Source organism: Mesorhizobium sp. M2A.F.Ca.ET.067.02.1.1 (assembly GCF_004023285.1).
GTDB lineage: Bacteria > Pseudomonadota > Alphaproteobacteria > Rhizobiales > Rhizobiaceae > Mesorhizobium.
Genome location: NZ_RZSB01001314.1, coordinates 1 through 738, shown reverse-complemented (window position 1 = coordinate 738; position 738 = coordinate 1). Strand labels below are relative to the sequence as shown.

Here is a 738-nt window from a genome sequence, read left to right as displayed (position 1 = left end):
GACCAGGGCCGAGCTCGGCGTGCTGCTCGCCTATGCCAAGATCGTGCTGTTCTCCGACATCGTCGCCAGCGACGTGCCGGACGAGCCGCATTTCGACCGCGACCTGATGGGCTATTTCCCGGAGCGCATGGCCAAGAAATTCGCCGGCGAGATCCGCGACCATCGGCTCCGGCGCGAGATCATCGCCCGCGTCGTCGCCAACGATCTCGTCAATCGCGGTGGGCCATCCTTCGTCAACCGGCTGCAGGAAGCCACCGGCCGGCCGGCGGCCGATGTCGTGCGCACCTTCGCCGTGGTTCGCGACGGCTTTGCGCTGCCGGCGCTCTATCGCGAGATCGACGCGCTCGACAACCAGATCGACGGTCAGATCCAGCTCGATCTCTACCAGTCCGTCAGCCGGCTCATCTTTGTAACCAGTGGCTGGTACCTGAAGAACGAAGCCGGCTCCGCGCCGCTCGGCCAGCGGATCGACGAGCTGCAAGAGGCCCGCAAGGCGCTCGAGCCGAAGCTCGTCTCGCTGCTGCCGGCCTTCTCGCGCGAGCGCATCGAGGAGCGGCGGCAAGGCCTGTTCAAGGGTGGCGCGCCGGAGAAGCTCGCCGGGCAGCTCGCTTTGGCCGAGGTGGCCGAGCTGATCCCCGACATCGCGCTCACCGCGCGCACCGCCAATGCCGACATCGTCAGCGCGGCCAAGGCCTTCTTCGCCGTCAGCGACGCCTTCCGCATCCCGCGCGTCGAGGA

At 67.8% G+C, this 738-nt stretch carries 1 pseudogene; it reads left to right on the top strand.

Annotation, left to right across the window (positions count from 1 at the left end):
• Positions 1-738: pseudogene (locus tag EOA28_RS37535) on the top strand (NAD-glutamate dehydrogenase domain-containing protein); the annotation flags it as partial.